The organism is Halomonas sp. ABH4_019, from assembly GCF_056159885.1.
On sequence record NZ_JBSWWC010000002.1, the window covers coordinates 94,858 to 116,366 of the forward strand.

20 protein-coding genes and 3 tRNA genes are annotated in these 21,509 nt (G+C 67.8%); 10 read left to right on the forward strand and 13 right to left on the reverse strand.

The window, feature by feature from the left end:
* Nucleotides 1-4: 4 nt before the first annotated feature.
* Together ACXAFN_RS07585 and ACXAFN_RS07590 are read right to left on the reverse strand one after the other, a co-directional pair.
* A complete protein-coding gene (locus tag ACXAFN_RS07585; protein WP_474987640.1) occupies nt 5-442 on the reverse strand; it encodes a Na+/H+ antiporter subunit B in 438 nt (145 codons plus the stop codon).
* On the reverse strand, nt 435-2,765 hold the full coding sequence (locus ACXAFN_RS07590) for a putative monovalent cation/H+ antiporter subunit A (protein WP_474987642.1): 2,331 nt from the start codon (nt 2,763-2,765) through the stop codon (nt 435-437). Before ACXAFN_RS07590 ends, ACXAFN_RS07585 begins: the two co-directional genes overlap by 8 nt.
* A 226-nt stretch (nt 2,766-2,991) precedes the next feature.
* Here ACXAFN_RS07590 and ACXAFN_RS07595 point away from each other — a divergent pair, with 226 nt between their 5' ends.
* Genes ACXAFN_RS07595 through ACXAFN_RS07620 form a run of 6 tightly spaced genes read left to right on the forward strand, consistent with a single transcriptional unit; the run spans nt 2,992 to nt 8,867 of the window.
* A complete protein-coding gene (locus tag ACXAFN_RS07595; protein ID WP_474987644.1) occupies nt 2,992-5,814 on the forward strand; it encodes a monovalent cation/H+ antiporter subunit A in 2,823 nt (940 codons plus the stop codon).
* Nucleotides 5,814-6,161, forward strand: a complete 348-nt coding sequence (locus tag ACXAFN_RS07600) for a Na+/H+ antiporter subunit C (RefSeq protein WP_474987646.1) — start codon at nt 5,814-5,816, stop codon at nt 6,159-6,161. Before ACXAFN_RS07595 ends, ACXAFN_RS07600 begins: the two co-directional genes overlap by 1 nt.
* Nucleotides 6,158-7,669, forward strand: coding sequence for a monovalent cation/H+ antiporter subunit D (locus ACXAFN_RS07605; protein ID WP_474987648.1), 1,512 nt, complete (start codon nt 6,158-6,160; stop codon nt 7,667-7,669). The genes ACXAFN_RS07600 and ACXAFN_RS07605 overlap by 4 nt, the downstream gene beginning before the upstream one ends.
* A complete protein-coding gene (locus ACXAFN_RS07610) occupies nt 7,666-8,163 on the forward strand; it encodes a Na+/H+ antiporter subunit E (RefSeq protein ID WP_474987649.1) in 498 nt (165 codons plus the stop codon). The genes ACXAFN_RS07605 and ACXAFN_RS07610 overlap by 4 nt, the downstream gene beginning before the upstream one ends.
* Nucleotides 8,157-8,426, forward strand: coding sequence for a K+/H+ antiporter subunit F (locus ACXAFN_RS07615; RefSeq protein ID WP_474987651.1), 270 nt, complete (start codon nt 8,157-8,159; stop codon nt 8,424-8,426). Before ACXAFN_RS07610 ends, ACXAFN_RS07615 begins: the two co-directional genes overlap by 7 nt.
* Before the next feature lie 12 nt (nt 8,427-8,438).
* Nucleotides 8,439-8,867 carry a Na+/H+ antiporter subunit G gene (locus tag ACXAFN_RS07620; RefSeq protein WP_474987652.1) on the forward strand — a complete coding sequence of 143 codons (429 nt, stop codon included), beginning with the start codon at nt 8,439-8,441 and terminating at the stop codon, nt 8,865-8,867.
* Between the two features lie 316 nt (nt 8,868-9,183).
* On the opposite strand, the gene hemH is transcribed toward ACXAFN_RS07620, so the two are convergent.
* The gene (gene hemH, locus ACXAFN_RS07625) at nt 9,184-10,269 is read right to left on the reverse strand and encodes a ferrochelatase (protein WP_474987654.1); all 1,086 of its coding nucleotides are present in this window, start codon (nt 10,267-10,269) and stop codon (nt 9,184-9,186) included.
* Between the two features lie 118 nt (nt 10,270-10,387).
* Here hemH and ACXAFN_RS07630 point away from each other — a divergent pair, with 118 nt between their 5' ends.
* Nucleotides 10,388-11,974: a cryptochrome/photolyase family protein gene (locus ACXAFN_RS07630; RefSeq protein ID WP_474987655.1), complete on the forward strand. Its 1,587-nt coding sequence runs from the start codon at nt 10,388-10,390 to the stop codon at nt 11,972-11,974.
* Between the two features lie 142 nt (nt 11,975-12,116).
* On the opposite strand, the gene ACXAFN_RS07635 is transcribed toward ACXAFN_RS07630, so the two are convergent.
* The 9 genes from ACXAFN_RS07635 to rnr form a co-directional block, all read right to left on the reverse strand.
* Nucleotides 12,117-12,419, reverse strand: a complete 303-nt coding sequence (locus ACXAFN_RS07635; protein WP_474987657.1) for a DUF6482 family protein — start codon at nt 12,417-12,419, stop codon at nt 12,117-12,119.
* A 117-nt stretch (nt 12,420-12,536) separates the two neighbouring features.
* On the reverse strand, nt 12,537-12,830 hold the full coding sequence (locus ACXAFN_RS07640; protein ID WP_474987658.1) for a hypothetical protein: 294 nt from the start codon (nt 12,828-12,830) through the stop codon (nt 12,537-12,539).
* A gap of 66 nt (nt 12,831-12,896) precedes the next feature.
* Complete coding sequence (dnaB, locus tag ACXAFN_RS07645; protein ID WP_474987659.1) at nt 12,897-14,285, reverse strand: replicative DNA helicase; 1,389 nt, start codon at nt 14,283-14,285, stop codon at nt 12,897-12,899.
* A 145-nt stretch (nt 14,286-14,430) separates the two neighbouring features.
* On the reverse strand, nt 14,431-14,877 hold the full coding sequence (rplI, locus tag ACXAFN_RS07650; protein ID WP_474987661.1) for a 50S ribosomal protein L9: 447 nt from the start codon (nt 14,875-14,877) through the stop codon (nt 14,431-14,433).
* 15 nt (nt 14,878-14,892) lie between these two features.
* Nucleotides 14,893-15,744 (reverse strand): hypothetical protein, encoded by an 852-nt coding sequence (locus ACXAFN_RS07655; RefSeq protein ID WP_474987663.1) that lies wholly within the window; start codon nt 15,742-15,744, stop codon nt 14,893-14,895.
* 12 nt (nt 15,745-15,756) lie between these two features.
* Complete coding sequence (gene rpsR / locus ACXAFN_RS07660; RefSeq protein WP_016853668.1) at nt 15,757-15,984, reverse strand: 30S ribosomal protein S18; 228 nt, start codon at nt 15,982-15,984, stop codon at nt 15,757-15,759.
* 31 nt (nt 15,985-16,015) lie between these two features.
* Entirely contained in the window at nt 16,016-16,390 is a 375-nt protein-coding gene (gene rpsF / locus ACXAFN_RS07665; RefSeq protein ID WP_474987665.1) for a 30S ribosomal protein S6, read from the reverse strand.
* Nucleotides 16,391-16,667: 277 nt separating this feature from the next.
* On the reverse strand, nt 16,668-17,465 hold the full coding sequence (gene rlmB, locus ACXAFN_RS07670; RefSeq protein WP_474989084.1) for a 23S rRNA (guanosine(2251)-2'-O)-methyltransferase RlmB: 798 nt from the start codon (nt 17,463-17,465) through the stop codon (nt 16,668-16,670).
* A gap of 22 nt (nt 17,466-17,487) precedes the next feature.
* A complete protein-coding gene (rnr, locus tag ACXAFN_RS07675; protein ID WP_474987667.1) occupies nt 17,488-19,863 on the reverse strand; it encodes a ribonuclease R in 2,376 nt (791 codons plus the stop codon).
* A 232-nt stretch (nt 19,864-20,095) separates the two neighbouring features.
* On the opposite strand from rnr, the gene ACXAFN_RS07680 reads away from it, so the two are divergent.
* The 3 genes from ACXAFN_RS07680 to ACXAFN_RS07690 all read left to right on the forward strand — a co-directional run bounded on the left by ACXAFN_RS07680 (nt 20,096) and on the right by ACXAFN_RS07690 (nt 20,467).
* Nucleotides 20,096-20,182: transfer RNA gene (locus ACXAFN_RS07680), tRNA-Leu, on the forward strand.
* A gap of 65 nt (nt 20,183-20,247) precedes the next feature.
* Nucleotides 20,248-20,334 (forward strand) — tRNA-Leu (locus ACXAFN_RS07685).
* Between the two features lie 46 nt (nt 20,335-20,380).
* Nucleotides 20,381-20,467 (forward strand) — tRNA-Leu (locus ACXAFN_RS07690).
* Between the two features lie 170 nt (nt 20,468-20,637).
* Here the strand turns inward: ACXAFN_RS07690 and ACXAFN_RS07695 are convergent.
* Nucleotides 20,638-21,504 carry a DNA/RNA non-specific endonuclease gene (locus tag ACXAFN_RS07695; RefSeq protein WP_474987669.1) on the reverse strand — a complete coding sequence of 289 codons (867 nt, stop codon included), beginning with the start codon at nt 21,502-21,504 and terminating at the stop codon, nt 20,638-20,640.
* Between the last annotated feature and the right edge of the window lie 5 nt (nt 21,505-21,509).

The following is a 21,509-nucleotide window of genomic DNA, read 5'->3' on the forward strand; positions in this document are numbered from 1 at the left end:
CTCCTCAGTGATCTCGCTCGTCGTGCCGGTCGGTCTCGACCAGGGCGGTGATCGCCGTCAGCACCGAGCCCACCACCACCAGATAGACCCCGATATCGAAGATCAGGGGCGTCGAGGCCTTGAAGTCGATCAGCGGGATCGTCCACCACTGGGCAGTGAAGAAGGGCTCACCGACCCACCAGGCCGGCAGCGTCGAGGCGACGCCAAACAACAGCCCCATCCCCACCAGATCCAGAGGCGAGACCTTGAGCATCTCGCCCAGGGCACGACGACCGTAGGCGAACAGGTAGAGGGCGAAGGCGCCGGCCGCCACCAGGCCGGCGATGAAGCCGCCGCCCGGCTCGTTGTGGCCACGCAGCAGCAGGAACACCGAGAACAGCAGCTGCAGCGGCAGCAGCAGGCGCGCCGCCACGTTGAGAATCAGGGTTCCCGACTTAACCATCCGACGATCCTCCCCGGCGCCCCGCATGCCGGGCGTCGTACTCGCCGGCATGAAAGCGCAGCATGGCGTAGACCCCGATGGCCGCCAGCGCCAGCACGAACGCCTCGCCCAGGGTGTCCAGGGCGCGAAAATCCACCAGGATGACGTTGACGATGTTGTGACCATGGCCCAACGGCTGGCTGTTGGCCACCAGGTAATCGGAGATTCGCGGCAGCCGCTGGCCGCTCAGTACCGAGAGCATCAGCAGGGTGATCAAGCCCCCGGTGAGCGACGCCACCACCAGGTCGCGGAGCCGTTCGGCCGGCGTGGAGAGCGTCGCAAAACGCGGCAGCCGGAACAGCACCAGCACCAGCAGGATCACCGTCAGGGTCTCCACCAGCAGCTGGGTGATCGCCAGGTCCGGCGCGCTGAACAGCACGAAGGTCAGGGCGATGGAGAAGCCCATCACCCCCACCGCCGCCACCGCCGCCAGCCGCGAGCGCATCACGCAGGCCGCCAGGGCACCTGCGACCATCAGCCCGGCGACCACCGCCTCATGGAAGTAGACCGACAGCCCGACGTCCAGCGCCAGGCCGTGGCGGAAGAACAGCGCATGACCCACCAGCCCCAGCAGCACCAGCAGGGTCATCACCAGATAGTTGCGGATGTAGCCGTTCTGCAGGAAACGGGTCTGCCACTCGGCCAGGGCCACCATGCCCGCCATCAGCGACTCGTAACCGGCCTCGGGGCCACGCGCGATGAACGGATCGAGCCGCCTCAAGCCGGCACGCAGCCGGTCCCAGTGACGGTACGTCAGCCCCCCCAGCAGCAGGCTCGCCAGCGACAGCACCAACGGCAGGTTGACGCCGTGCCACAGCGCCAGGTGCATCTCGGCGCCGGGAACGCCGAGACCCGCCAGGGTGGCGTTCACCAGGCCATCGAGGCTCCCCGGCACCAGGCCCAGCAGCAGCGACAGGGTGGCCAGCAGCAAGGGACCGGCCAACATGGCGGGGGGCGCCTCGTGGGGTGTCCGGGGCGTCTCGCGGCGCTCGCCGAAGAAGGGGCGCAAGGCGACGATCGCCGCCACCGCCAGGGTCAGGAAGGCGGCCGGGAAGGCCAGCGCCAGGATTCCCCCTCGCCAGGCCGAGGCACCCAGCGCCGACCCGAACATCAGCTCCTTGCCGACGAAGCCCAGCAATGGTGGCAGGCCGGCCAGTGACAGGGCGGCGACCACGGCCAGGGTCGCGGTCAGCGGCATGACATGACGCAGCCCTCCCATGGCGGTGACGTCCTTGGTACCGGTCTCGTGGTCGAGGATGCCCGCGATCAGGAACAGGGCCCCCTTGTACAGGGAATGCGCCAGCAGGAAGACCACGAAGGCACTGAGCGCCTTCGGCGTGCCGATCCCCAGCAGCATGGTCAGGGTGCCCAATGCCATCACCGTGGAGTAGGCCAGCAGCTTCTTGATGTTGGTGTGTCGAATCGCCAGGAAGGCCCCGGTCGCCATGGTCAGCGCGCCGACCAGCGACAGCGTGGTTACCCAGGCCTCGGTGCCCCCCAGCGCCGGGTGCAGCCGAGCCAGCAGGTAGACCCCGGCCTTGACCATGGTCGCCGAGTGCAGATAGGCCGAGACCGGAGTGGGCGCGGCCATGGCATTGGGCAGCCAGAAGTGGAAGGGGAACTGCGCCGACTTGGTGAAGGCGCCGAGCAGCACGCAGATCAGCAGCGGTGTATAGAGAGCGTGATCGCTCAGGGCCTCGCCACGACCGACGAGGGTCTGCAACGACCAGCTGTCCCCGGCCAGGGCGAGCATGATAAAGCCGGCGAGCAGCGCCAGACCGCCGCCCACCGTGACCAGCAGGCCCTGCTGGGCGGCCTTGCGGGCGGCCGGGTCGGTGTGGTTGAAGCCGATCAGCAGGTAGGAGGTGATGCTGGTGAGCTCCCAGAACACGAACAGCGCCACCAGGTTGTCGGCCAGCACCAGGCCGAGCATCGACATCATGAAGGCGGTGATCACCACCAGGAAGCGCGGCAGGTCGCGATGGCCACGCAGGTAGTCACCGCTATAGGCGAGCACCAGGGCGCCGATCACCGTGATCAGCAAGGCGAACAGCAGCGACAGGCCGTCGATGAGGAAGGTCAGGCTGATATCGAGCCCCGGCACCCAGGCCCACTCCAGCCGCAACGCCTCGCCCCTCATGATCGTCGGCCACTGGCCGAGCAGCCAGGCGGCGATCGAGGCCGGCAGCAGGGACATGACCAGCGGGGCCCGGGGCCCGAACCAGCGATGCAGCAGGGGCGCCATCCCGGCCAGCACGAAGCCTCCCAACACGGCCAGTTGCATGATGCGATCCCTCCATGAAGGCGGGGCGAGCCTCCGCCGGGCCAGCAAAGGCCCAACGTTAATGAGCCAAGCTATTGAAAGCAAGGAGGCACGAGACGCCGACCTTGCGGTAGAGTATGGCCCCTGACGCCATCGAAGGCGCCGTTTGCCCGGCCGGGGACACGACACGCTCGTCGGCCCGGCGGTGCGGCCCTGCCCCCATGGAATCGCCCAGGATGACCGACCGATGACCTTGCTATGGATCGCCCTGCTCCCCCTGCTTGGCGTACTGGTGCCGGCGCTCAGTGCGCACCGCGGGCGCCGCACCTGCTCGCTGGCCACCGCCGCCCTGCCCACCCTGGCGCTGCTGTTGACGCTGGGCGCCGTGCCCGCGCTGCTCGACGGCGAGATGCTGCGCTTCGCCGTCGACTGGATACCGACGCTGGGCCTTGAACTGGCCTTCCGCCTCGACGGCCTGACGCTGCTGTTCAATCTGCTGATCCTGGGCATCGGCCTGCTGATCCTGCTCTACGCCCACTATTACCTGAGCCCGGAGGAACCCTACGGGCGTTTCTATGCCTATCTGGTCCTGTTCATGGCCTCCATGGTCGGCATCGTCATGGCCGACAACCTGCTGCTGCTGTGGCTGTTCTGGGAGCTGACCAGCCTGTCGTCCTTCCTGCTGATCGGCTTCTGGTCCCGGCGCAGCGATGCCCGCAAGGGCGCCCGCATGGCGCTGGCGGTGACCGGCGCCGGCGGCCTGGCACTGCTGGCCGGCTTCCTGCTGATCGGCGACATCGTCGGCAGCTACGACATGGACCGCGTGCTGGCCAGCGGCGAGGCACTGCTCGCCGATCCGCGCTACCCGCTGATCCTGGTGCTGGTGCTGCTCGGCGCCTTCACCAAGTCGGCGCAGTTCCCCTTCCACTTCTGGCTGCCCCACGCCATGGCCGCCCCCACACCGGTCTCGGCCTATCTGCATTCCGCGACCATGGTCAAAGCCGGCATCTTCCTGATGGCCCGCCTGCACCCGGCGCTCGCCGGCGGCGAGCTCTGGACCCTGGTGGTGTCGCTGGTGGGCATGACCACTCTGCTCTACGGCGCCTGGTTCGCGCTGATGAAGACCGACCTCAAGGGCATCCTGGCCTTCTCCACGGTCAGTCACCTGGGCCTGGTCACGGTGCTGCTGGGCATCGGCAGCCCCATGGCGGTGCTGGCGGCGCTGTTCCATATCCTCAACCACGCCACCTTCAAGGCGGCGCTGTTCATGAGCGCCGGCATCATCGACCACGAGACCGGCACCCGCGAACTCCCTCGCCTCGGCGGCCTGCGCCGGGCCATGCCCCTCACCGCCCTGCTGACGTCGATCGCCGGCGCCGCCATGGCCGGGGTGCCGCTGCTCAACGGCTTCTTGTCCAAGGAGATGCTGTTCGCCGAGACCCTGCACACCCCGGTACTGGGTGGGCTGAGCTGGCTGATGCCGGTGCTGGCCACCGCCGGCGGCGTGCTCTCGGTGGCCTACTCGCTGCGCCTGGTCCATGCGGTGTTCTTCAAGGCGCCGCGCCAGGCCCCGCCCCAAGCGCCCCATGATCCTCCGCGGTTGATGAGCGCTCCGGTGGCCCTGCTGACGGCGCTGTGCGTGCTGGTCGGCCTGTTCCCTTCGGCGCTGGCCGGCGGCCTGCTCGACCTGGCCAGCCGCGCCGTGCTGCTCGCCCCCCTGGAGTTTCACCTGGCGATCTGGCACGGCTTCAACCTGCCGCTGGTGATGAGCGCCGTGGCCCTGGTCGCCGGGGTGCTGCTGTATCGCCTGCATGCCCAGCTGCGGCGCTTCCAGCGCGGCTTCCAGCCGGTGGATGCGCGCCTGGTGTTCGAGGCCGCTACCCAACGCACGGCGCGCCACGCCGAACGCCTGCTGGGGCGCCTCGACAATGCCTCACTACAGCGCTACATGGGGCTGCTGCTGGTGGCGGCCCTGGGGCTCACCGCCCTGGGGCTCGGTCGGATGCCGAGTCTGGCCGGCGAGGCGACCCGGCATCCGGTGGACGGTGTGTTGTTGACCGGGGCGGTGCTGCTGATCTTCAGCGGCCTGGCCACGGTGGTCACCCATCGCTATCGCCTGATCTCGCTGTTGATGCTGTCCATGGTGGGGCTGCTGGTGTCGTTGACCTTCGCGCGCTTCTCCGCCCCGGACCTGGCGCTGACCCAGCTCTCGGTGGAGGTGGTGACCATCATCCTGCTGATGCTGGCGCTGTTCTTCCTGCCTCAGAAGACCCCCCGCGATTCCTCGTTGCCGCGTAGCCTGCGCGATGTCGTCCTGGCCGGGGCCCTGGGCATGTCCATCGCCAGCCTCAACTACGCGGTGCTGACCCGCGACAGCGCCAGCATCTCGGACTTCTTCCTCGCCAACAGCGTCTCCGGCGGCGGCGGTCACAACGTGGTCAACGTCATCCTGGTCGACTTCCGCGGCTTCGATACCCTGGGCGAGATCACGGTACTGGCCATCGCCGGCCTGGCGATCTTCAAGCTGCTCAATCGCCTGCGGCTGTTCATGCCGCACAGCGACAACGACGGCCGGCTGTGGTCGCCGGACCGCTACCCGATGATCCTCACCACCATCTCCCAGACCCTGCTGCCGTTGGCGCTGCTGGTGTCCGCCTTCATCTTCCTGCGCGGCCACAACCTGCCCGGCGGCGGTTTCATCGCCGGGCTGATCAGTGCCGTGGCGTTGATCCTGCTGTTCATCGCCCGCGGCGTGGAATGGGGCCAGTCGCGCCTCGACTTCCCCTACCAGCCGGTGGCCATCGCCGGGGTGGGGCTGGCGGCCCTGACCGGGGCAGGAAGCTGGCTGTTCGGCCACCCCTACCTGACCTCGGCCTTCGGCCACTTCCATCTCCCGCTGGTCGGCGACTTCGAGCTGGCCACCGCCATGATCTTCGACCTTGGCGTCTACCTGGCCGTGGTGGGGGCGACGCTGATGATCCTGGCCAATCTCGGCAAGGTGACCACCCCGCACCGTCCGGTGAAGGACGAGACCCCCGACGCCACGACCACCGGCAAGGAGAAACGCTGATGGAAAGCCTCTACGCCATCACCACCGGCGTGCTCAGCGCCTGCGGGCTCTACCTGATGCTGCGGGGACGAACCTTCCCCGTGGTGGTAGGGCTGACCCTGTTGTCCTACGCGGTCAACCTCTTCCTGTTCTCCATGGGCGGGCTGACCACCCATGGCGCGGCGATCATCGATGGGGACCGGAACTACGCCGACCCCCTCCCCCAGGCGCTGGTACTGACCGCCATCGTCATCGGCTTCGCCATGACCGCCTTCGCGGTGATCCTGGCGATGCGGGCCCGCGGCGACATGGGTAACGACCACGTGGATGGCCGCAGCCACGAGAATGGCGAGGAGAACCGTCGATGAGCCAGCACCTGATCGTCCTGCCCATCGTGCTGCCGCTGTTCGCCGGGGTATTGCTGCTGCGCTCGCGCCACGGAGGCACTCGGCTCAAGCGCCGACTGGGGGTGAGCGCCACCCTGCTGCTGGTGCTGATCTCCGCCCTGCTCGTCGACCGGGCGTCGAGCGGCGAGATCGCCTACTACGCACTGGGCGACTGGCAGCCGCCGTTCGGCATCGCCCTGGTGCTCGATCGCCTCTCGGCGCTCATGGTACTGCTGACCTCGGTGCTGGCACTGGGCTGCGTGATCTTCGCCTGCGGCGGGGACGACGAGCGAGGCAGCAACTTCCACGGCCTCTTCCAGCTGCAGCTGATGGGCATCAACGGCGCCTTCCTGACCGGCGACCTGTTCAACCTCTTCGTGTTCTTCGAGGTACTGCTGCTGGCCTCCTACGCCCTGATGCTGCACGGCGGCGGCAAGTCGCGCACCCAGGCCGCGGTCCACTATGTGGTGCTCAACCTGGCCGGCTCGGCGCTGTTCCTGATCGCCGTGGGGACCCTCTACGGCGCCACCGGCACCCTCAACATGGCCGACATGGCCGTGCGCCTGGGCGAGCTGCCCGCGGAGCGGGCCGGGCTGGTCACCGCCGGCGCCCTGCTGCTGCTGGTGGTCTTCGGCCTCAAGGCCGCCATCCTGCCGCTCTATTTCTGGCTACCACGGGCCTACGCCGCGGCCCCGGCACCGGTGGCGGCACTGTTCGCGATCATGACCAAGGTCGGCGTCTACGCCATCCTGCGGTTCTATTCTCTGGTGTTCGGTGAACGTGCCGGCGCACTGGCCGCCCTGGAGCAACCCTGGGTGTGGTGGCTGGCGCTGGCCACTCTGGCGGTGGCCACCCTCGGCGTGTTGGCGGCCCGAGACCTGCGCCTGCTGGTGGCCTACCTGGTGCTGGTCTCGGTGGGCACCCTGCTGGCCGGGGTCGGCATGGGCACCGTCGAGGCCACCGCCTCGCTGCTTTACTATCTGATTCACACCACCCTGGTCACCGGCGGCCTGTTCCTGCTCGCCGAGATGATCGGCGTGCAGCGCGGCAAGGCCGGCACCCGGATCGTCAAGGGTCGGGCGCTGACCCAGGGGGGCGCCCTGGGCCTGCTGTTTCTGGTCAGCGCCATCGCGGTGGCCGGCCTGCCTCCGCTGTCCGGCGCCATCGGCAAGGCCCTGCTGCTGGATGCCGCCACCGACGCCCAGCAACCCTGGCTGTGGCCGCTGCTGCTGGCCAGTGGCCTGGGCGCCATGATCGCCCTGTCGCGGGCCGGCTCGACGCTGTTCTGGCGCAGCCAGCAGGGCGAACCCAGCGGCGAGCCCCTGCCTCGCCAGCACTGGGTCGGCGCGAGCCTGCTGTTGGCCGCCTCGCCGCTGTTGGTGGCCCTGGCCGGTCCGATCAGCGACTACACCCAGGCCACCTCCGAACAACTGGCCGATCCCGATGCCATGGTGCGCGCCCTGCTGCCCGACGCTGGAGATGCCTCATGATCCGTCCTCGTTCCTGGCTGCCCATCCCGCTGCTGTCCCTGCTGTTGCTGGTGGTCTGGCTGCTGCTGGCGCGCAGCCTGGCGTTCGGCCATCTGTTGCTGGGCGGCTTCCTGGCCGTCGTCATCCCGCTGCTCACCTACCGCTTCTGGGATGTCCAGCCCCGGGTCAAGCGCCCGTGGCTGCTGCTGCGCTACGTCTTGCGAGTGCTCGGCGATATCGTGGTCGCCAACTTCCAGGTCGCCTGGCTGATCCTCAATCCTCGACAACGCTCGCGGCCCCACTTCGTGGAATATCCGCTGATGCTGGAAGAGCGCTTCACCATCACCCTGTTGGCCAACACCATCAGCCTGACCCCCGGCACGGTGTCGGCCAACCTGCGCATGGACGGCAAGAGCCTGCTGATCCATGCCCTCGATGCGGAGGATGACGAGGCGCTGATCGAGCAGATCCGCGAACGCTACGAGCGCCCGCTCAAGGAGATCTACGAATGCTAGACATCGCGCTGAAGATCAGCCTGGCGCTGGTGATGATCGCCCTGGTGCTCAACACCTACCGCCTGACGATAGGGCCCAGCCTCCCCGACCGCATCCTGGCGCTGGACACCATGTACGTGAACTCCATCGCGCTGATCGTGTTGTTCGGCCTGTGGCTCAACACCAAGACCTATTTCGAGGCGGCGGTACTGATCGCCATGCTCGGCTTCATCGGCACCGTGGCGGTCTGCAAGTACCTGCTGCGCGGCGACATCATCGAATAGGAGACCAGCGGCATGTCGTTCTACGTGATTCTCGAGGGGGTCATCTCCCTGTTCCTGATCGCCGGCGGCGCCTTTGCCTTCATCGGCTCGCTGGGCATGACCCACCTGCGGGACTTCTACATGCGCCTGCATGGCCCGACCAAGGCCACCACCATGGGCATCGGCTGCATTCTGATCGCCTCGATGTGCTATTTCGGCATCGCCGACAACGAGCCGGTGGTCCAGGAGATGCTGATCGCCCTGTTCCTGTTCATCACCGCGCCGGTGAGCGCCCACCTGCTGGCCAAGACCGGCCTGCACCTGAGGCTCGACTACATCGACAAGACTCGCGGTCGCCCTGTGGAACTCCACGACGAGGAGGTCGGCAAGACACCGATCCCCCATGGCGACCCCGAGGAGCGCGGCCCCATCACCCTGGAGGAGCAGCCCCAGGACCGCTAAGCCCTGCACGGGAGCCAGCGAGGCGCAGCGTTGCGGCGTTCTCGTCGACGCATAGACGAGCCGCCGGGGTCCGCCAGGCAAGGCACCGCGCGGAGGCCTGGTCGAGCCGCCGGGTGGCGCGTGGAGACCCCGGCAAGGCTGGTCCGCGGTGCACTAGTGTCCTGTTTCGGAGGTTCGTTGAAAAGATGGCGAGCACATTGGGTCGCCAGGCAAGGCGCCGCGACGAGGCATAGCAGCGCGATGGCGAGGAGTGGCAACGCGGCATGGCGGCGCAAGCGGCCGCCAGAATGCTACCGTCGACCTCTGATGCAGGACACTAGAGCCAGCCGGCCAGCTCCCGACGGGCGATGGCCTCCAGCGCGGCGACATGGTCGTCCCGGGCGTTCAAACAGGGCACGTAGGTGAAGGTCTCGCCGCCGGCCTCGAGGAAGGCGTCGCGGATCTCCTGCTGGATCTCCTCCAGGGTCTCGACGCAGTCGGCGGCGAAGGCCGGCGAAATCACCGCGATGTGCCGTCGCCCCTGGCGGGCCAGCTCGGCCACCCGCTCGACGGTGGCCGGCCCCACCCACTCCTCGGGCCCGAACTTCGACTGGAAGGTGGTCTCGATGGCCGCCTCCGACAGCCCCAGGGTCTCCTGCAGCAGGCGGGTGGTCTGGCGACAGTGGCAGTAGTAGGGGTCGCCCTCGTCGAGGAAGCGCCTGGGCACGCCATGATAGGAAGCCACCAGCACTTCCGGCGTCGCCTCGGCGCTCGCGTAGGCCTCCCGCACCGAGGCGGCCAGTGCCGCGAGATAGTCCGGATGCCGGTAATAGGCGGGCACGGTGCGCACCGAGGGTTGCCACTTGAGACGCATCAGGGTGCGGAAGGCCTGGTCGCAGGCGGTGGCGGTGGTCGGCGAACCGTACTGGGGGTAGAGCGGGAAGAACAGGATCCGCTCGCAGCCCCGGGCATGCAGCCGGCGCAGCACGCTGTCGGTGGAGGGGTTGCCGTAGCGCATGCAGAAGTCCACCTCGACGCCTTCGCCGAAGGCCGCCTCAAGCCGCGTCGCCAGCTTGGCGGTCTGTTCCCGGGTGATGGTCAGCAGCGGACTCTCGTCGAGACCCCGGTTCCAGATGCTGCGGTACGCCTGGCCCGAGGCGAAGGGACGCCGGGTCAGGATCACCAGCTTGAGCAGCGGCTGCCATAGCCAGCGGGGATAATCCACCACCCGCCGATCGGACAGGAACTCGTCGAGATAGCGGCGCACCGACCAGTAGTCGGTGGCGTCCGGGGTGCCGAGGTTGGCCAGCACCACCCCGACCTTGCCCCCGGGCAGCGGGGGATGATCCTGTGGAGCGTGCCGCAGTCGATCCTCGCCGGGGGTGATCAATGTGGCATCGGAGGAGTGCTCAAAGGCTGCCATGAGGCGCTTTCCCTGTGATCGGCGTGAGTCTTGGATTCGCCTGCTAGCCTATCACCCCAGGCAGTCGAGCGGAATATAGTTATACTATCAGGGACATTTGTACAATTATTGGTGAGCCATGTCCCGCCCCCTGCTCCTGATCCTCGGCGACCATCTCAGCCTCGACCTGCCGATCCTGCGCGGCGCCCCGCCGGAGGCCGTCGTCGCGCTGTGCGAAGTGGCCGAGGAAGGCCGCTACGTGCCCCACCATCCCCAGAAGATCGCGCTGATCCTGGCCGCCATGCGCCACTTCGCCGCGGCACTCCGCAACCGGGGCTGGCGGGTCCATTACAGCAGCCTGGACGCACCGGACAATGCCCAGAACCTGATCGACGAGGCCGAGCGTCTCGCCGCGCTCTACGCCTGCGGCGAGGTTCGCGTCACCCGCCCGGGAGAGTGGCGACTGTGGCAGGCGATGCACCAGCGCCGCGGCGCCGCCCTGCCCTGGCGCCTGATGGAGGACGACCGCTTCTATGCCACGCCGGACGACTTCGCCGCCTGGGAGAAGGGGCGCAAGTCGCCGCGCCAGGAATATTTCTACCGTGAGATGCGCCGGCGCACCGGCCTGCTGATGGACGGCGACGAGCCCGCCGGCGGGCGCTGGAACTACGACCACGACAACCGCGAGCCGCTGCCCGAGCGTCTCGAGGTGCCCGCCCCGCCCCGCCATCGCCGGGACGATGTGACCCGCGAGGTACTGGCGCTGGTGGAGGAGCACTTCGGCGACCATTTCGGTGACCTCGCGGGCTTCCACTGGCCGGTGACCCGCCGCCAGGCGCTGGCCGACCTGCGGCATTTCCTCACCGCCCTGCTGCCCGACTTCGGCCGCTGGCAGGACGCCATCAGCGACGACGAGCCCTTCCTGTTCCACTCGCGGCTGTCGGCGGCGCTGAACCTCGGCCTGCTATCGCCTCGCGAGGTCTGCGAGGGCGCCGAGCGCGAGTATCGCGAGGGCCGCGCGCCGCTCAATGCGGCGGAGGGGTTCATTCGCCAGATACTGGGCTGGCGGGAATACGTGCGCGGCCTCTACTGGACGCGCATGCCCGACTACAAGCGCGCCAACGCCCTGGGCGCGAACCGTGGGCTGCCGGACTTCTACTGGAGCGGCGACACCGAGCTGCGCTGCCTCAGGCGCGCCATCGAGATGACCCGCGACAATGCCTACGCCCACCATATCCAGCGGCTGATGGTCACCGGCAACTTCGCGCTGCTGTGCGACGTGGCCCCCGCGGCGCTGTGCGACTGGTACCTGGCGGTCTATGCCGACGCCTGCGAGTGGGTGGAACTGCCCAACACCCTGGGCATGGTGCTGCACGGCGACGGCGGGCTGATGGGCTCCAAGCCCTACTGCGCCTCGGGCAAGTACATCGACCGCATGTCCGACCACTGCGGGCACTGCCGCTTCGATCCCAAGCGGGTCGTCGGCGAGCACGCCTGCCCGCTCAACAGCCTCTACTGGCGCTTCCTCGAGCGCCATCGCGACGCCCTGTCCGGCAATCACCGCATGAAGCTGATCTACGGTTCGCTGGACCGCATGTCGGACGACAAGCGCGCGGCCATGCGGGAACAGGCCGAGACCTTCCTCGCCGGGCTCACGACCGAGCCGGCCTATGGCCAGGGGGACCATCGGACGGGATACGGCACGCCGAGTGCCGGGGACGCTTGATACAGCGGCGGCCTGGTGGCCCGCCGAACGGGTGGGAGGTGGGGTGGTGGAAACCGGCCAGGGCGGCCGGGGCAAGCGGGCGGGGCCCGCCGGAGACGCCGGGAACGGCGCGGGTATCGGGTGAAAGCCGTTCGCGCGGCGCTCAGAAGACCAGCGGCATGCGCGAGGCCAGCGGATCGCCGTAGTGGGTCTCGCGGCCGATCACCTCGTCATGGGGCACCTGCTGGACCAGATAGGCACGGTGAATGCCGGCCCGCTTGAGCTCCAGGTAGACGTCGTCCAGGGCGCGAAACAGCATCGGCTTGCCGCCGCGGGTCAGCATGTGGCGGCGCCCTTCCACGTCCTCGAGCTCGACCTGGTAGCAGTGGCTGCCGGCATGGCCGATCACGCGGATCTCGAAGTTGTCGTGCTGGGCCACGAAGGCCTTGAGGTCATTGAAATCCATGGGTCCCTCCATCGCGGGATCATTGAGTGGATCGGGCAAAGCCTGACGCCGCCCGATGACACGCGGATGACGACTCCGTGTCGTCACTATGACCGATGAAGGGGCCCGGGGTTCCGGTTACTGGTAGTCGGCGGGGTCGATCGCCTTGCCCAGGGAGTTGCGGTCGACCCAGTTGCCGGCCTTGGTCTCCTTGTAGCGGAACACCACCCGGTCGCCGACCGCCACCGGCAGCTCCGAGTCCTCGGTCTGATAGCTGTAATGCTCGCCGTCGACCACGATGTAATAGCGGTACAGGTCCGGCATGCCCAGCCATTCCTTGAACGGGCCCTCGCGCTCCACGGACTGCAACTCGCCGCGTGCCTCGAGCTTCGGGGTGCGCCGCCGATTGCCGCGCCGAAATCCGCCTGCCATGGTGCTCCTCCAGTGTGCTGTTCAGGGGGGAGGGATTATACGGCGCCGAACGCCGCGCTCAAGGGGTCACTCGCCGAAGGCCTCGCCGTAGCTGTCCGGCGCCAGGTCCTCGAAGCGGGTGTACTTGCCGATGAAGGCCATGTGCACCGTGCCGATGGGGCCATTACGCTGTTTGCCGATGATGAATTCGGCCAGCCCCTGATTGTCGGGGTTATCCGGATTGTAGACCTCGTCGCGATAGACGAAGCCGATCAGGTCGGCATCCTGCTCGATGGCGCCGGACTCGCGCAGGTCCGACATCACCGGACGCTTGTTGGGCCGCTGCTCGAGGGAGCGGTTGAGCTGCGACAGCGCCACCACCGGGCAGCCGAACTCCTTGGCCAGGCCCTTGAGCGAGCGCGAGATCTCCGAGATCTCGCCGGTGCGATTCTCAGAGAAGCCGGGGATCTGCATCAGCTGCAGGTAGTCGATCATGATCAGCGCCAGGTTGCCGTGCTCGCGCACCACCCGGCGGATCCGCGAGCGCATCTCGTTGGGCGACAGCGCCGCGGTGTCGTCGATGAACAGCTGCTTGTCCTTGAGCAGGTTGACCGCCGAGGTCAGCCGCGGCCAGTCCTCGTCCTCCAGCTGGCCGGTACGCACCCGGGTCTGGTCGATCCGCCCCAGCGACGACAGCATGCGCAGCATGATCGACTCGCCAGGCATCTCCATGGAGAACACCATCACCGGCTTGTCGCTCGAGATCACCGCGTGCTCGACCAGGTTCATGGCGAAGGTGGTCTTGCCCATCGAGGGGCGCCCGGCGACGATCACCAGGTCCGAGGGTTGCAGGCCGGAGGTCATGTCGTCCAGGTCGCGGAAGCCGGTCGACAGGCCGGTCATCTCGCCCTGCATGTTGAACATCTCGTCGATGCGATCCACCGCCTTGGCCAGCAGGTCGCTCATGCCGACGGGGCCGCCCTCCTTGGGGCGCTCCTCGCTGATCTGGAACACCAGCCGCTCGGCCTCGTTGACCAGCTCGTCGGCGGGCCGCCCCTGGGGCGCGAAGGCACTCTCGGCGACCTGGTTGGCGGCGCGAATCAACTTGCGCAGGGTGGCCCGCTCGCGAACGATGTCGGCATAGGCGCGGATGTTGCTCGCCGAGGGCGTGTTGCGGGCCAACTCCGCCAGGGTGGCCAGCCCCCCCACCGTCTCCAGCTGGTCCCGCCCCTCCAGGGCCTCGGAGAGGGTCACCACGTCCAGCGGGCGGGCCTCCTCGGCCAGCCCCGCCATGACGTTGAAGATCAGCCGATGCTCGTAGCGATAGAAGTCGTTGGCCACCAGGCGGTCGGCCACGCTGTCCCAGGCCTGGTTGTCGAGCATCAGCCCGCCGAGCACGGATTGCTCGGCTTCCAGCGAATGCGGCGGCACCTTCAGGGCCGCGGTCTCCTGGTCGAGCTCGAGGGGTTCGTTCATTGAGGGAGGCACCTTCGCAACATGGGCCGGCACATTCTAACGCGAAGGCCCCGGAGTCCCCAGCCTCGCCGTCGTGCCGCAAGCCCGCAAAAAAGGGCGCGAGGATCTCTCCTCGCGCCCCTGGCGTCCACCGCTGGGATCGGGCTTATTCGGCCACGACCACCACGCGCACGGTGGCATCGACTTCGGCATGCAGGTGCAGCTCGATGTCGTATTCGCCGGTCTGGCGGATCGGGCCTTCCGGCATGCGGACCTCGCTCTTGACCACGTCGAAGCCGGCGGAGGAGATCGCGTCGGCCAGGTCGCGCGGACCGATGGAACCGAACAGCTTGCCCTCGTCACCGGACTTGGCGACCAGCGACAGCTCGATGTCGTTGAGCTGTTCGGCGCGGGCCTCGGCCTCGGCCTTGCGCTCGGCGGCCTGGGCCTCGAGCTCGGCGCGCTGGGCCTCGAAGGCCTGGATGTTGTCCTTGGTGGCCGGCACGGCGAGGCCGTAGGGCACCAGGTAGTTGCGGCCATAACCGGGCTTGACGGTGACCTGGTCACCCAGACCGCCCAGCTTGCCAATCTTGTCGAGCAGAATGACTTCCATCTCGTAAACCTCTTGTCAGTCGCTGCGGCCGAGTCGTGCGCGGAAATCCGCGAACGAGTCGATCAGGGCCGCGAGCAGCACGATGAGAATCATGGGCCAGGTGGTGATCAGCAACACGTAAAAGGCGACCAGCCACAGCCCGTTCATTCCCTTCAATCCGATGACACCATGTACCAACGCGATGCCGGCCACCAGCAGCGGCACCCAGAGCATCAGGCCCACGCCGGGCAGCACCAGCACCGTGCCGACGACGAGCGTCGCCAGCAGCACCAGCAGCTCGCGGGGCGCCAGGCGCAGGGCGTGGAACTCCTCGCGAAAGCCGCCGGGGTTGTAGAGCCCCGCCTGCCAGCTCCTGGCCAGGGCCAGGCAGGCCACGCCCGCCAGCAGCACCACCAGGCCGGTGACGCCGCCGATCAGCAGCTCGGCGAGGCGCTCGGTCTCCATGCCCTGGCGAGCGAACTCGTCGAGCATCGACGCCACCTCCGGGGAGCCCTGGCGCAGCTGCTCCAGCAGCGGCCCGACCCCGCCCGGCGGCAGGAAGATGTCCAGCTGGATCATCGCCGCCCCGGCGAGGGCGCCGACGATCAGCGCTTCGCTCCAGCGCATCCGGGCGCGCAGCACCACCGCCATCAGCGCGACCAGCAGGATGCTGGCCAGCGGGATGACGTCACCCCGGGTCCACCACCAGCCCGCCGGCAGAGCCGCGGCGACGATCACCGGCAGCGCCGGCGACAGGCCGCGGCGCAGGGTGACCAGGCCGGCGATGGCGGCCCCCAGCCAGAACAGCCAGGGCACCAGAGTCGCGGCGGCCGCCCCGGCGACGGCCTGGGGCGTGCCGCGCATCATCCAGCGGGCGACGGGCAGCATCACGCCGGTGTCTTACTGGTGGCTGTCGGTGTAGGGCAGCAGCGCCAGGTAGCGTGCCCGCTTGATGGCGGTGGACAGCTGACGCTGGTAACGGGCCTTGGTCCCGGTGATGCGGCTGGGAACGATCTTGCCGGTCTCGGTGATGTAGGCCTTGAGGGTGTCCAGATCCTTGTAGTCGATCTGCTTCACGCCTTCGGCGGTGAAACGGCAGAACTTGCGACGACGGAAAAAGCGTGCCATGGGAAAGACTCCTTAGCGTGCGATGTGTGGCTTAGGCGGACTGGGCGGGACGCGACGGCTTCTCGTCACGACGGGCGCGCTTGTCTTCCGCCGGCTTCATCATCGGCGAAGCCTCGGTGACGGCTTCCTTGCAGCGCACGACCAGGCTGCGAATGATGGCGTCGTTGAAGCGGAAGATGTTCTCGATTTCCTCGAGGGTCTCGCCGCGGCACTCGACGTTCATCAGCACGTAGTGAGCCTTGTGGATCTTGTTGATCGGGTAGGCCAGGTGACGGCGGCCCCAATCCTCGAGACGATGCACGGTGCCGCCGTTCTCGGTGACGACGCTGGTGTAGCGCTCGACCATCGCCGGAACCTGCTCGCTCTGGTCCGGGTGGACCATGAAGACGATCTCGTAATGACGCATGGGTTCTCCTTGCGGTTTGGCAGCTTCCAGAGAGGCGACAGGGCCCCAGGGGAAGCAAGGAGGTGATTATCGAAATACACGATGCCCGTTCGCCGGACGAACGGGCGCCAGTATTCTAAAGACTGAGCGGCGGGGGCGCAAGCTCGAAGCTCGAAGCTCGAAGCTCGAAGCTCGAAGCTCGAAGCTCGAAGCTCGAAGCTCGAAGCTCGAAGCTCGAAGCTCGAAGCCAGCATGAACCCTCAGACATGAGATCAAGGGTTCTCTTCAAGCTTAAAGCTTATGGCTTCAGGCTTCTTTGCCGTATCGCCTCGAACAGGCCGATGCCGGTGGCCACCGAGACGTTGAGACTCGAGACGCTACCCGCCATCGGCAGCTTGACCAGCTGGTCGCAGGCCTCCCGGGTCAGCCGACGCATGCCCTTGCCTTCGGCACCCATCACCAGCGCCGTGGCGCCGGCGAGGTCGGCATCGAACAGGCTGGCCTCGGCCTCGCCGGCGGTACCGGTGATCCAGACGCCGAGCTCCTTGAGCTTGCCGAGCGCCCGGGCCAGGTTGGTGACCTGATAGACCGGCACGCTCTCGGCGGCGCCGCAGGCCACCTTGCGCACCGTGGCGTTGAGCGGCGCCGACTTGTCCTTGGGCACCACCACGCCGTGGGCGCCGGCGGCATCGGCGCTACGCAGGCAGGCGCCGAAGTTGTGGACGTCGGTGACGCCGTCGAGCACCAGCAGCAGCGGCGGCTCGACGTTCGACCAGCCCTGGAGCCGATGCCAGAGGGCGGCCTCGGCCTCGAAGGCCAGCGGCGGACAAAAGGCCACGATGCCTTGATGGGCGGCGCCCTGGGCGAGGCGGTCCAGGTCGTCACGAGGATGGGCGCTGACGCGGGCGCCACGCGCCCGAGCCTGGCCGACCAGTTCGGCGAGGCGACCGGCGGCCTCCCCCTCCTGCAGCCACAGCTCGCGGGGCGCCTCGCCCCGCGCGAGCAGCGCCCGCACGGCGTGCACGCCATGGACGGCCTCGAGGCCGCCCGGCGGCCTGGGTCCGCGGCGCGGCGCCGCTTTCGGCTTCTTCTTCATCGACATGCGATCACCCCGGCCCTCAGCGACGACGTGGGCCACGACGACGGCGCTTGCGGCCGCCCTTGTCGCCCTCGCCGGCCTGGTCGCCGGCGCCGCCCTTGGGCGCTCCCTGGCCGCCGCCGCGCGACTTGCGCGGCTTGCGCTGGGGCCGGGGCTTGTCGTCGGCGAGCTCGAAGTCGATCTTGCGATCGTCCAGGTCGACGCGAGCCACCTGCACCGAGACGCCATCGCCGAGCCGATAGCTCATGCCGCTGCGCTCGCCCTTGAGGCGGTGCTTCTCCGGCTCGTAGTGATAGTAATCCGAGGGCAGCGAGGTGACGTGCACCAGGCCTTCCACATAGAAGGTATCGAGCCTGACGAAGATGCCGAACTGCGTCACCGAGGCGATGGTGCCGTCATAGGTCTCGCCCAGCTTGTCGGACATGAACTCGCACTTCAGCCAGCTCTCCACGTCGCGGGTGGCGTCATCGGCGCGGCGCTCGGTCATCGAGCAGTGCTCGCCCAGCTCGAGCATCTGCTCGAAGGTATAGGGGCACCACTTGCTCGGCGGCTCCACCGGCGCTCCCTCGGCCCGCAGCACGGTGTTGGTCTGGCGCGGGCCGCGGATCACCGAGCGGATCGCCCGGTGCACGATCAGGTCCGGGTAACGGCGAATCGGCGAGGTGAAGTGGGCATAGGCCGGATAGGCCAGGCCGAAATGGCCCTCGTTCTGGGGCGAGTACACCGCCTGGCTCATGGAGCGCAGCATCACCGTCTGGATGATATCGGCGTCGTCGCGGCCGCGGATGGTCTCGGCCAGCGCCCGGTAGTCCTGGGGCGTCGGCTCGTCGCCGCCGGGCAGCGACAGCCCCAGCTCGTTAAGGAACAGGCGCAGCTTGTCGAGGCGCTCCGGCGAGGGCCGCTCGTGAATGCGGTACAGCGCCGGCAGGTCATGCTTGTCGAGGAAGCGGGCGGTGGCCACGTTGGCGGCCAGCATGCACTCCTCGATGATCTTGTGGGCGTCGTTGCGCGAGCGCGGCACGATCTTCTCGATCTTGCGCTCGTCGTTGAAGACGATCGCCGTCTCGGTGGTCTCGAAGTCGATGGCACCGCGTTCTTCCCGGGCGCCGCGCAGCACCTTGTAGAGGGAATGCAGGTTCTCGAGCGGCTTCACCAGGTCGCGGTACTGCTCGCGCAGCGCTTCGCCCTGTTCGTCCTCGTCGTCGAGGATCGAGGCGACCTTGTTGTAGGTCAGCCGGGCGTGGGAGCGGAACACCGCCTCATAGAAGCGATAGCGGCTGATCGCGCCCTTCTGGGAGATGTTCATCTCGCAGACCATGGCCAGGCGGTCGACGTCGGGATTCAGCGAGCACAGGCCGTTGGACAGCAGCTCCGGCAGCATCGGCACCACCTGCCCCGGGAAGTACACCGAGTTGCCGCGGCTGATCGCCTCCTGGTCCAGGGGGCTGCCGGGCCGCACGTAGTGGGAGACATCGGCGATGGCCACCAGCAGCTTCCAGCTGCCGGACTTGGTCTTCCAGGCGCAGACGGCATCGTCGAAGTCCTTGGCGGACTCGTCGTCGATGGTCACCAGCGGCACGTCGCGCAGGTCGACACGATGCGCCTTGTCGTCCTCGGCGACCTCGGCGGACATGCCGGCGATCTGGTCCTGCACCTCGGGCGGAAACTCGCAGGGGATCTCGTAGCTGCGGATGGCGATGTCGATCTCCATCCCGGGATCCATGCGCTCGCCCATCACCTCGACGACCTCGCCCACCGGCTGCACCCGGGTAGCCGGCTGCTGAACGATGTTGGCCGAGATCACCTGGCCATCCTTGGCCCCGCCGCTGGCGTGGTGGGGGATGATGATTTCCTGGGCGATGCGCGGGTTCTCGGGGATCAGCACGCCGAATTCGGGGGTGTTCTCGCGGTAGACGCCGACGATGGTCTGGGTATTGCGCGCCAGCACCTCGACGATGGTGGCCTCGTCGCGGCCACGGCGATCGCGGCCGCTGACCCGCACCAGCACATGGTCGTTGTGGAAGACCCGGCGCATCTGCCGCGGCGGCAGCACCAGGTCGGGCTTCTTGCCGTCATCGCGAAGCAGGAAGCCGATGCCGTCGCGGTGACCCAGCACCCGCCCCTTGATCAGGTCGAGCTTGTCGATCAGCGCATAGGCGCCGCGGCGATTGCGCAGCACCTGGCCATCGCGCTCCATGGCCGACAGCCGGCGGCGCACGGCCTCCTGCAGGTCCTCGTCGTCGAGCCCCAGCATCTGGCTCATGGCCTCGTGGGTGACGGGCTTGCCGTGCTCCTCCAGCCGGGCCAGCAGGTACTCGCGGCTGGGCGCGGGCTTGTCGTACTTGTGGGCCTCGCGGCTGGCGTGCGTATCGCCTTCGAGCGTCCAATGATTCATGCGGAGTGCATCCTTGGCAGGGTCGGGGACGGCATGGGGGTGAGGGCGCTCTGGCGCCGCGGGCATGCGATGATGCGATCGGGATATATTGTCATGGCGGCAGTATAGCGTCGCGACGAGGTGCACCCAACCATGATCGGACGTGCAAGGGGGCGACAGCAGCGAAAAATCCCGCCGCCTGGCCGATCGGGGGTTGCATTCCCGGCGAGATACGGTACTATACGCGCCACTTGCCCAGATGGCGGAATTGGTAGACGCGCTAGCTTCAGGTGCTAGTGTCCTTACGGACGTGGAGGTTCAAGTCCTCTTCTGGGCACCATTTGATACACTGCCAGTAACGGCTTTCGTATCACGCTCTTTATCAGCTCGAATCGCTCGTGTTTCGCCCAGGTGGCGGAATTGGTAGACGCGCTAGCTTCAGGTGCTAGTGTCCTTACGGACGTGGAGGTTCAAGTCCTCTCCTGGGCACCATTCATCGCTCACGCGATGGCCCGGAACACGACGATATGCATGACGCGCCCAGGTGGCGGAATTGGTAGACGCGCTAGCTTCAGGTGCTAGTGTCCTTACGGACGTGGAGGTTCAAGTCCTCTCCTGGGCACCATTTCGCGTTATGCAGACAGAGCGGAGCGTCGAGGCTTTCTCCTCGCCCTACATCGCCATATCATTTTATATCTCCGGCCGCACACGTTGCGGTTTTTTTGCGTCTGCGGTTTACAGAGCTCGGCGACGCGTTCATCGCCTTTCCGAGCCACTGACCACCGCCCGCCTCGTTCAGTCGAAGCGACCCGGCAGATTCGCCACCGCCGCAAGCCCCCAGCCCGCAGCATCCACCCGCCCTTCCAGGGCACGCTCGGCGGCATCCGGCAGGTTCGGGAAGAAGTCCAGCCCGGTCAGCGCCTCGATGCGATCGATGCTGACCACGAAGCGATCGAGGGGCTCGTCGCCGCGCACCTCCTGGGGCATCACGAAGGCCAGCGCCCGGGGGCGCTCGCCCGGTACCATCAGGATCTTGTAGAAGGCCTCCGGCACCTCCACCAGGCCGACCCGGCGCAACATGCCCCGGGTGATGTCCGCATCGAACACCGGCCCGTCGATGACCTGCAGGGTGCCGTGACGCGGCACGAAGCGATCGATCACCACCTCCTCCAGGCGCTGCCAGAGGCGGCGGTTCAGGTCAGGCCGCTGCGGGACCATGTTGCTCATCAGGAAGGTATCGTACTGGGCGGCAGGGCCATGCACACGGGCGATGGCGTAGTTGGGTGCCAGGTGACCGCGGTCGTAGCCGCTGCGCAGGTAGCTGTCCGGGGTGACCGGCCACAGCGTGCGCCAGTCGCGACGAAAGCCGGGGCGCTCGCCGACATCAACCGCCCGATCGTCGCGCAGCACATAGCTGGCCCACAGCGGGCTGACCCGCACGTCCGACCAGCCCACCAGGAAACCGTCGTTGCGCAGCACCCGGTGCAGGCTCAGCGGGGTCAGGCGCTGCCAGGTCGGCACGCCCATCCAGCTGAGCCGATCGCGGACCTCGCGCTCCTCGACGTACCACAGCCCGCTGCCCACCGCGGCGAAGAGCACGGCGATGCCCAGGCGGCGAAGCGAACCGCGCCATGACGGCAGGCGAATGAGGCGCTGCAGCACCGGCG